At 62.3% G+C, this 9,631-nt stretch carries 10 protein-coding genes and 1 other annotated feature; of the genes, 4 read left to right on the forward strand and 6 right to left on the reverse strand.

Annotated features, from left to right (window positions below; genetic code table 11):
- Nucleotides 1–464: 464 nt before the first annotated feature.
- Complete coding sequence (locus ACSNOC_RS08510) at nt 465–2,123, forward strand: DUF6119 family protein (protein WP_436746669.1); 1,659 nt, start codon at nt 465–467, stop codon at nt 2,121–2,123.
- On the opposite strand, the gene ACSNOC_RS08515 is transcribed toward ACSNOC_RS08510, so the two are convergent.
- Both ACSNOC_RS08515 and ACSNOC_RS08520 read right to left on the reverse strand, forming a co-directional pair.
- The gene (locus tag ACSNOC_RS08515; protein WP_436746692.1) at nt 2,060–2,494 is read right to left on the reverse strand and encodes a replication initiator; all 435 of its coding nucleotides are present in this window, start codon (nt 2,492–2,494) and stop codon (nt 2,060–2,062) included. The genes ACSNOC_RS08510 and ACSNOC_RS08515 overlap by 64 nt on opposite strands.
- 103 nt (nt 2,495–2,597) lie before the next feature.
- Nucleotides 2,598–2,771 (reverse strand): hypothetical protein, encoded by a 174-nt coding sequence (locus tag ACSNOC_RS08520; protein ID WP_436746670.1) that lies wholly within the window; start codon nt 2,769–2,771, stop codon nt 2,598–2,600.
- Nucleotides 2,772–2,909: 138 nt separating this feature from the next.
- On the opposite strand from ACSNOC_RS08520, the gene ACSNOC_RS08525 reads away from it, so the two are divergent.
- Together ACSNOC_RS08525 and ACSNOC_RS08530 are read left to right on the forward strand one after the other, a co-directional pair.
- Nucleotides 2,910–3,092: a hypothetical protein gene (locus ACSNOC_RS08525; protein WP_436746671.1), complete on the forward strand. Its 183-nt coding sequence runs from the start codon at nt 2,910–2,912 to the stop codon at nt 3,090–3,092.
- A gap of 598 nt (nt 3,093–3,690) precedes the next feature.
- Nucleotides 3,691–4,662 carry a restriction endonuclease gene (locus ACSNOC_RS08530; protein ID WP_436746672.1) on the forward strand — a complete coding sequence of 324 codons (972 nt, stop codon included), beginning with the start codon at nt 3,691–3,693 and terminating at the stop codon, nt 4,660–4,662.
- A 197-nt stretch (nt 4,663–4,859) separates the two neighbouring features.
- On the opposite strand, the gene ACSNOC_RS08535 is transcribed toward ACSNOC_RS08530, so the two are convergent.
- Together ACSNOC_RS08535 and ACSNOC_RS08540 are read right to left on the reverse strand one after the other, a co-directional pair.
- The gene (locus ACSNOC_RS08535) at nt 4,860–6,368 is read right to left on the reverse strand and encodes a hypothetical protein (RefSeq protein WP_436746673.1); all 1,509 of its coding nucleotides are present in this window, start codon (nt 6,366–6,368) and stop codon (nt 4,860–4,862) included.
- Nucleotides 6,369–6,408: 40 nt separating this feature from the next.
- Complete coding sequence (locus ACSNOC_RS08540; protein ID WP_436746674.1) at nt 6,409–6,843, reverse strand: hypothetical protein; 435 nt, start codon at nt 6,841–6,843, stop codon at nt 6,409–6,411.
- Nucleotides 6,844–7,278: 435 nt separating this feature from the next.
- Between ACSNOC_RS08540 and ACSNOC_RS08545 the strand changes: the two genes are divergently transcribed.
- Nucleotides 7,279–8,522 (forward strand): IS3 family transposase gene (locus ACSNOC_RS08545; RefSeq protein ID WP_436746675.1). Its coding sequence is split into 2 segments (ribosomal slippage): nt 7,279–7,561 and nt 7,561–8,522, totalling 1,245 coding nucleotides; the frame shifts between segments, so codons are not numbered across the junction.
- Nucleotides 7,560–7,688 (forward strand) — a sequence feature (AL1L pseudoknot). It overlaps the preceding gene by 129 nt.
- Before the next feature lie 420 nt (nt 8,523–8,942).
- Here ACSNOC_RS08545 and ACSNOC_RS08550 read toward each other — a convergent pair.
- Both ACSNOC_RS08550 and ACSNOC_RS08555 read right to left on the reverse strand, forming a co-directional pair.
- Entirely contained in the window at nt 8,943–9,155 is a 213-nt protein-coding gene (locus tag ACSNOC_RS08550) for a hypothetical protein (RefSeq protein ID WP_436746676.1), read from the reverse strand.
- Between the two features lie 25 nt (nt 9,156–9,180).
- Complete coding sequence (locus ACSNOC_RS08555; RefSeq protein WP_436746677.1) at nt 9,181–9,459, reverse strand: hypothetical protein; 279 nt, start codon at nt 9,457–9,459, stop codon at nt 9,181–9,183.
- Nucleotides 9,460–9,631 lie beyond the last annotated feature (172 nt).

Below are 9,631 nucleotides of genomic sequence, written 5' to 3' on the forward strand. Positions count from 1 at the left end.
CGGGGAGCGAGAAGAGTGGGCCTGCCGCCGTCCCGCTCACGGGTGGCGGGAAGTCGTCATGACGCCGTCGCCAGTTTGCGACGGCGGCCCTGGTCACACCTGCGAGCCGCGCGATCTGCGCAGCCGTGACCACGGACGCCGAAGCGGTTCCCTCATCAGACATGAGAACGACGGTACACACCCGTAGCGGCCAAGCAAATCTGTTAGCGCGTTGACAGTGCTAACAATCTAGTGTCACTCTTCTGTGGTCGCCACGGTGAGCACTAGCTCCAGGTGGCGCCCCTCGCTCTTCGTCGTATTGCCACTCGTATTCCGGATGCCGCTGCCGGCCTCGAAGCCGCTCGCACGAGCTCAACGCTTCGTCTTCAGCACCCACCGGGCCACGACTGACTCAGCTCCCTCTCCCGCACGAGCCGTTCCACTGCCCATCGACCGTACCGATACGTCGGCGAAAGGTGACAGTCATGGCCCGCAGCAAGAAGCCCCCGACCACCCACAAGGCGTCCCTGTACCGCATCAGGACCCCGGAAGGCCCTGACCTTGATCTGCACACCATCGTTTCCGAGCACTACCTGAGCCGCGAGGGGTTCAAGGCCGCGCCTTTCGATCACGGCGGCCTCCAGGGCCTCCTGGTCACCGGCACCATTGCCCGTGGCCGTAGCGCCTGGTGCGAGGTCGCCGAGTCCCTCACCGGCCTCACCACTCACGAGGAGAACCGGACAGCGGCGGGGCTGTTGTTGGTCCGCACCCGGCGATCCGTCTACGGCCTCACCTACGGCATGGGCCATCTGATGATCGAATCGTCCCGGCTCGACTCCGGCTTCGGGCTGGAGTTCGCCATCCGCTGCCTCGACGAGAACAGCATCACCCTGGTCCGCCACCACCTCATGGACGCTCGTGGTCGTACCGACGAGAACACCGCGACGCGCGGCGAGCACATCCGCGGCTTCGGCATCGAACGGTTCGGCGACATAGTCAGCAAGATCACCGGAACCGTCTCCGGTATCACCCTCACCTACACCCAGGACGGCAGCCGTTCCGCGCGCATCACCGGCAGTGACAACTCCGTCAAGCTTCCCCTCGCCCGCACGCCGACGGAACTCCTGAGCGACCTCAACGCCATCGAGAACATCTGTGATCAGCCCGAACCGCTTCCCGGGTTCGACCTCGTCGCCAGTGTCCGCTCCCTCAAGGGCAGAGGCAAGACAGAACTCGTACGACGCCTCGACGGCAAGCTCGACGAGATGCTGGGCAACCCGGATGCGCCGCGGATGGCCCTGAGTGCGCCGAGTGAATGCCTGGATCGCTTTGGTTTCGCCGACACCTTCACCATCTCCAAGGGCACGAAGACGGAGGCCGTCGAAGAGCTCGAACTGGACCACATCCTCGCCTTTGTCCGCGATCTGCCTGCGGGAAGCCGCCTGAAGACGCTCAAGGACATGCGTGTTCAGATGTTCGGCGACCAGGCCGCCGAGGAGCCGATCAGCCGCAAGGTCGCAGCGCACCGCTGGTTGACGACCGAAGTCGTCGAGGGCGCTGCCCACTACTTCTACTGGCAGGGCGTCTGGTACGAGGTGGGCGAGGAGTACCTCAGCGCGATAGAGGACGGCATCAAGGAACTGCTCGACCGCCCCACTAAGGTCGTCCTGCCCCCGTGGCCCAAGGGCAAGGACGAGGGGTGGTACAACGAGCAGGCGGCGAAGCAACCCGGATACACCCTGCTTGACAAGAAGACCGTCCGAACCAAGAAGTTTAAGGGCGGTGGGCTGGAGATCTGCGACATCCTCGGCCCCGAAGGTCAGCTCATTCACGTCAAGAAGGCGGACAAGAGCACCGCTGACCTCAACCACCTGTTCGCTCAGGGCCGGGTCTCCATCGAGACTCTCCGGTACGACGCAGACGTGCGCCAGAAGTTCCTCGCCCGTCTCGCCGAGACCCGCTCCGGCGACTCGTTCATGGACGCTCTGAGCGCACCGACCGTTGTTTTCGCGATCCTCCTTAAGGGGGGGACGCCCATCACCGTCGACTCCCTGTTCGCTTTCGCCCAGGTCTCGCTCCTTCAGGCGGCTACTGCCCTCCAGGGCATGGGAGCCACGGTCGAGGTCGTCGCGATCACACGCTGACGGCCGTCTTCCGTCCCGAACGGCAAGATGTCGAGGTTCCCCAGCACGGACAACGCGTCCGACGAAACTGCCGTACCGCCTTTCAGGCCGGCGGTGATCAGCTGGTAGGTGTCGCGGCGGTAGGTCTCCGCGCAGGCCGCACAACGCATGGCGCGGCGGTTGTTGCAGCGGGTGAGGAGGTGGCCGGCCGACAGGTCACCGGAGGCTAGGGGCCTGGCGAGTCCGCCGATCTCGCCTGTAGCCGGGTTGACGTGGTGTTCGGTGCGGTGGCCGACCAGGCGGATGGGCCGGGTGCAGCCGCCGAGTCCGGAGAGTTGCTGGGCGAGGGCCGACAGGGTGCCGGTTGCGGCGAGCTTTCGGAGTTCGGGCAGCGGGGCGGGGTGGTGCGGGTGATGATGGGACCTCTCCTTTGTGGGAGCGGGCCCGGGGCGGCGGGATGCTTGGCGGTATCGAGGCCGTCCCGAGCCGTTCGGCTTAGTCCTGCTGGTCGTTGACGATGTCGACGCCGGAGCGTGTGCCGGAGTCGATGACGGGGGCGGCGATGGTGTCGGCGAGGTAGAAGCCGAACAGGGCGATGACGACGACGAGCCAGGGGCGGACGTTGAGGAAGCGCACGGCGCCCCAGGCGCCGCTACTTGCTATCGGCACGACCCGCCAACCGCACGACACTCCCCAAACAGGCCCCATGCCAACCCGCACTCCGCCAACGGCAACGACGACCAGGGCCACGAGGCACCACTCCGCCCTGAGGTCGAACAGGGCTATCGAGACGAGTTCCGCGTAGCCGTGAACGCCGTGGTCCAGTACTGCCGCAACGTCGTCAACGAACACGGCCACCGCGGCTTGTGGGCACCACGCGGGGACAGCCCAGACCACTACGAGTTGATCAACCAGGCCCGCCGAGACATCCTCACCAAGCTCCGCCTCGTCCTGGACTGCGCCGAGACCATCGCCTATGAGATCGAGTGAGACCGACAGTGCCCACACTGCCGACAGACCCAGTGAGTTACAACCTTCTCTACGACTTCAAGCCCCAGCTGCGCTCCACTCCGCCGGGCGCGCTTCCCGGCTCCGCTGCGCGCTGCGCTCCTGCCTTCGCCCCGCTCCGCACACGCTGCGCCGACGCGCGCCCACGAATGGGTAGCGTCCGGCCATCAGTGGCGGCACCGCACGAACGCGGCCACGGTCAAAACAGTACCTCCGGCGGGGGCGCTCAGGCTCCGAGACGGACGGGGCGCCGTTCGCGAGTGCTGGCCGAGTGCAACGTGCGCAGGGAGTTCCCATCCTGTCTGCCGTCGACCCGGGCAGAGCCGAGCAGACGCGGCCCCTGGCGTCCAGGTCGTTCGTACAGTGGCGCGCTCCACCTGGACACCAGGGGCCGCGTCTGCTCCACGGTGTGTGGGTCGACGGCAGACGGGATGGGAACTGGGAAGGGTGCTAGTACAGGTCCGAACATGCAAGAAGGGGTTCCGTTCAACGGCACCCCTGGCACGGTGACTACGGTGTATAAGAGCAACAGGCGATAGGCGACTAGCTTACAAGCAGTTCGGGGGCGACGGAAATGCAAATGACTCTTTGGGGCGACGATGAATTCGCGTCCCTCGATATTGTTCCCTGCTACGACGAAGCAGTGGCCGCCGCTTCGGAGGATTTGGGGGACGAGCAACAACAAATTGACAACGAAATTCTACTCAATGGCGTTAGTAAGCCCAGGCGCGACCTTGAGGAGTTCTCATCCCTTACGGCAGTTGAGGCATATGGAACACTGGCAGAACTCCCCACCGTCTACACCAGCTGCCCTTTCTGCAATGTGCGAATGCATTCGTTCGAGGAACTGCATGAGGATCCTTATAACCCTGATGACGTACCCAACCTCACGGCTCGACACCGTCTAGATTATTGCCAGAATTGTAGGCACTGGAGACTACATGAGGCTCGATCGGAATGCGTAATCATAAGAAGTGATGGCTGGTATCAACACACCCTTACCGTACTGTCATCGAAAACTCGCACCTTCGATGAGCGGGCCCCCGAGGGAACCCTGCAGGAGATTTCGCAGTTCTTCCGACGGCACCCAAATCTGTACCACAGCATCTCGCCGGCATACCTCGAAAAACTTACTGCTCGAGTCTTCAAGGAGTTTGGGAACTATACAGAAGTTCGTCACGTTGGACGCCCGGCAGATGGAGGTGTTGACGTACTCCTTGTCGAGGACGAGGAGCATTCCTGGCTCGTACAAGTTAAGAGAAGGGAAAGCCCTACTAAAGGTGAGTCGGTTGAGACGATCCGCAACCTCCTCGGCACCATGGTACTTGAAGGAAAAACTTTGGGGGCCGTAGTCTCTACTGCGGATCACTTCACATTACCAGCGCGTGAAGCAGCCAGAAGCGCCTCCGAGAAAGGGTTCGTCATTGAGCTTGTCGACCGGAAGTCATTGGATGCAATGCTCTCTCGCGCTCTTCCTGCGGAACCTTGGCGGGACGTGCTCTCCAAGATTGAGGAAGAGCGGAGCAAGTGGTTCGACGAAAAATGGCGCTGAGGGTGCCTTACCTAACCTACCGAGGCCAGGAAACACCGACCCGCCACAAGCAGCGGAAACTCTGGTAAAGGAGGTAATGACTGCCGAAATCCTAATCCCTGCGCATCTTCCCCAACCTCACCAGATCTCAGACGCGCAGTAAGCCCAAAGTGCCCCTCGACATACGTCGAGGGGCAACAGTTCAGGCACGGCCAGCTCTACTTAGCATCGATGTCCGAGCACAGATCCGTCCAAGAGTCGGAGAGGACCTTGTTCAGAACGAAGCCGATCGTTGCAGCCGTGTTCTGAGCCTGGCCTTCGACGATCGTCTTCTTCCCACCCTCTGTTCCGTCCTTGATCTCCCTTGTCTTCTTCCTTCCATCCTTATCCAGCTTGTATCCGGTCACCTCGATCCAATGCTTGCGGTACCTGATCCAGTCGATGGACGAGAGTCGCGTCTTGAGTTCTCCGAGAGACAGTGCAGGAGTGGGAGGATTGGCCTTCGCGTCCTCGACCAGTTTTCGGTCTGCCTCGATCAATTCAGTCGGTGTGGAGTGATCGCTGGAAAGGCCCAGGCCGGCGCCCAACGGTTCCAGTTCATGTCGCTTGGCTTCGTGATAGGCAAGCGCGATCGCCTTCTGTGCGAATGCCCATCCATGGATGTATAGACGTCGGTAGGGCTCGTAATGCTTCGGAGTGGGATCTGCCCATTGAGCGCCGAAGGTGTCGCCTAGCAGCGTGAGAAATTCTCGGCAGTACGGCACAAACCGGTCGACATGGTGATGCTTAATTTGCTCCGGCTTTTTACCGCCCTTGCAAATTACATTAAGCAGCATCTGATCCATGGTCGACAGGTCAACAATGAATTTAGTTGCTGTCTCTGAGGTTCCCCCAGTCCGACCGTCTGCAAGGCGGCCATCAAAGATGGTTCCCTTAACAGCCTTCTCCCTGATGATGGCGAGCGCAGACGAGTTGTCGAGGCGAGCGACGAGGTTCTTATTCTTCTTCGACCCGCGTCCGTTTCGATCAGCGAAGCTCTGGCCCGCCTTGAGCTCGTCGACATTGAGTTCAATCTCAAGGGTGGTGCCGAAGGTGTCGAGCGCGCCTGCCTTAATTGCCAAACCCGTCCCCGCAGCCTGAAAAAGTGCTGCTGTCTGCGTTTGCCCGTCAGACTGCATTACGGGAGATTTAGGCAAGTACAGTGTCCCGTAGAGAGCCATCTCATTACTCTCATCGTACGCGACGAAGATCGTTTGCCCGAAGACAGAACTCGACTGCCATCCACTTACCGTCGGAAGATAGGCGACACGCTCCCCTCGGATGGCCTCGATGTTGTAGTTCCTGAAGTGTGTCAGGTTTTCCTTCTTTGCCCCCTTGAAGTCCGATTGCGTTTGCTGATGCGCCTCGCGCATGCCGATTTCGTCATAGTCGTCACCTGGCGGGTTCGCCGGATTATACCTGACAATTTCGGTGAATTGCCGAAGCGTTGGATGTAGCGTAGCGGTGATTCGATAGTTGGGCGAGGCCCCTTTGAGGGCGAGGATCACGCCCGGGATGGCATGGCGCCGCCCGATCTCATGCTGGAACTCATACTTGCTGCCGAGGAACGCTTCCTGAGCAGTCTTGTCACTCTGGAAACGAACGATCTTGAGGCCGAAGAACTTTGCGTCTTCGGGGATCTCACTGTCCGGGATGAGGGTAGTGGAAGGAATCATCGGAAAGCTCATGCGTGGCACCCTTTTCGTTCTCGACGGACTGGGGGTTTCGTCATTCCGCAGGTTCAGTCGCGAGCGGAATAAGGGGGATGTTGTCGGCATTTACGACCTGTGAAGGCACGCTTCCAGCCCGACGCAGCACGGGTGGCAACGTGATCATTTCAATACCGAGATTGAGAGTCTCGTTAGTCTCAATGATTGAATCGGCGAATTCGAAGGCGGCGAGAACTGCACGAACTTGTCGGCCAGGCGAATTCTTACGCTCCATGGCCAGATAGGTGAGCACTTGCCCCAGCCCGTTGTAGTCAGCCTGAATTTTGAATTCCCAGACTCGCAGAACGTTGTCCGTATCAACAGTCTTCATATCGGCACGAAGGCCGACCTCCTGATACGTCAACTCCGTCCGGATCAGGCGCTCCTGCGGCCGGAAGTCCTCGAGTCGTCGTGCGTAGGTGTCTCGGATGGCGCACTCATGAGCGTACCCCACTGCGAGATTCCTTGCCACATCTTCCCCTTGCGTGATGACCTCTTGAAGAGATGTCAGCTTCTCAGCACGATGAGAGCCTGTCAAATCTTGTTGCTCGAGGAGGCTTTAAGTCGAGCGAGAGCTCTCGTGCCCGTCGGACTCGGGACATGGGGACCTCGCATGGGGCGCCCATGGCTCACTTGTGGAGTGAGCTTGCCGCCCAGCGCCGTCGTGAGGCCTTGGCCAGCACATACGCAGGGCCCACAACAGCTCTCCGGAGCCGTGTGCACCACAGCTCGACGCTGATGAACTGTGCGACGGCCCCAGCGACGTGGGTTGACGAACTGCCCGTGGGACTGGGTTGAGGCGCCGCCAATCCCGTGCACCGGGAGCCGCACCTGGTGAGTGAACCGTTCCGGGTTCGATGGAGGCTCGATTCCCTGAGAGGATCGAGCCATGGCCCGTCCGTCCCCTTACCCTGCTGAGCTTCGTGAGCGTGCGGTGCGCATGGTCGCGGAGGTCCGCCCCAACTACCCAACTGAGTGGGCCGCGATGAAGGCGGTCGCCGCGATGCTGGGCATCGGTTCCGCTGAGGCGGTGCGGACGTGGGTCCGCAAGGCCGGGGTCGACGCCGGCCAGCGTCCCGGGGTGACTTCGGCGGAGGTCGCGGAGATCAAGCGGCTGCGGGCCGAGAACGCCGAGCTGCGCAGGGCGAACGAGATCCTCAAGGCGGCCTCGGCTTTTTTCGCGGCCGAGCTCGACCGGCCGTCGAAGCGCTCGTAGCGTTCATCGACACCCACCGGCAGGTGTTCGGAGTCGAGCCGATCTGCAAAGTCCTGACCAGCCACGAACTGAAGATCGCGACGAGCACCTACTACGCCGCCAGGACCCGCGCCCCCAGTTCGCGGTCGGTCCGCGACGCGGAGCTGAGAACGCAGATCAGCCGCGTCCACGCCGACACCTTCGGTGTCTACGGAGTGCGGAAGGTCTGGCGGCAGCTGCACCGCGAGGGCATACCCGTGGCCCGCTGCACGGTCGCACGGCTGATGCGTGACCTCGGTCTTGAGGGTGCCCGACGCGGCAAGAAGATCCGAACCACCATCCGCGACGACGGTCATGAGCGGGCCTCTGACCTACTGGGACGTGATTTCACCGCATCCCGTCCGAACGAGCGGTGGGTCGCCGACTTCACCTATGTCGCCACCTGGTCCGGCATCGTCTACGTCGCCTTCGTCGTGGACGTGTTCTCCCGGGCGATCGTGGGCTGGTCGGCCGCGACCAGCAAGCGGGCCAAGCTCGTCCTCGACGCCCTCGACATGGCCCTGTGGCGCCGCGAGCGGGCCGGCATCCCTGCAGGTCCCGGGCTCGTTCATCACTCGGACGCGGGCAGCCAGTACACGTCTTTCGCGTTCACCGCCCACCTGCTCGAGGCCGGCATCGATGCCTCGATCGGCACCGTCGGCTACGCTCTGGACAACGCGCTCATGGAATCCCAGATCGGCCTCTACAAAACCGAGCTGATCAAGCCCCGCAGGCCCTGGCACGGCCTGGCCGACATCGAACTCAGCACCGCGGAATGGGTCGACTGGTTCAACAACCAGCGCCTACACACCGCGATCGGAGACATCCCACCCCACGAGCACGAGACCAACCACTACGCTCAACGCCAGCCCCAACCGGCGGCTGGAGTCAACGCATAGAGCCTCCATCGAACCCGGAACGGTTCAGTCTGCGTACTTATCAGCGCAGGTAAGGCCGCGCGATCCCATGGCTCAGCCCAGACCCCAGTTACTTCGGGACGAAGAGGTCGTGGGTTCAAATCCCGCCACCCCGACAGATGAAGTACCAGATCAGGGGCTTGATCCGCTAAGCGGGTCGGGCCCCTGACTCGTTTCCGGGGCCTCTTGGGAGCCATGTGGGAGCCAACGTCGGAACCCGGCTCCCCTGGTGGTCCTTCTTCCCCCCCGCCATGGCAGCGCCTGACATGCCATGGAGAAGCCGTTGATGCTTTCTACCGCGACAGCGGCCTCAGGCTTACGTCTCGGCGTCGTTGTCCGACGGGTCCTGCCGCTTCAGTCGCTTCAGCACACACGCGATGTCGCGGGCATGGCAGTCTCCGATCACCAGCGTTGCGCGTGCGGAGCCGCGATCTGCGCAGCCTCCGCCCCGACCAGCAGCGCAGCAGCGATCGCAACCATTCGCAGATCGACACGCGTACCGGTGCTACCGGATGCACCCCGGTCAGCGGCACCGACCGGCTCGGCTTCGGCGTCGGTCACGTCGTCGTCAGGGAACGACTCGGCGGGCTCGGGCGGAGTTGGAGCATTGGTCATGTCGTTCAGCAGAGCCGCGAGAGTCTCATCGCTCCATGTCGTTGTGGTCCACTGGAGGTAGTAGCGCAGGGACCGGACGGTTGCCCCTGTAATGATCCTCTTGGGTGCCGTACTTCTCTCCCTTGTCGGTTAGGGAGTACGCGCCTGGCTCGCCTGTCAGGTAGCCATACCTGTGCAGCAGCACGTTCATCTCCCGCTCGGGTTTGCCGATCTCCCGGCCGAGCACAGGTGCCGATTTACCCAGTCCCGGCACGCCCTCATCGGCGGGGCTACGGGGAAGGCCCTGCTTCTGGATCTCGGACACAGCCCAAGTGGAGCTCGGACCTCGACGACCTGCCCCGGCTCCGGGACCGGTGGAATAGGCGCTGCCTCCGAGGTACTGCTCGCCGGTCCTTGCGGATACTCCGTCGCGGTCGCCACCTGGGCAGATTCCTTCACCAACGCCATCGATGCCGGAGCGTGATCACCAAGGCACA

This window comes from Streptomyces sp. URMC 129 (assembly GCF_051386415.1).
In the GTDB taxonomy this organism is placed as follows: domain Bacteria; phylum Actinomycetota; class Actinomycetes; order Streptomycetales; family Streptomycetaceae; genus Streptomyces.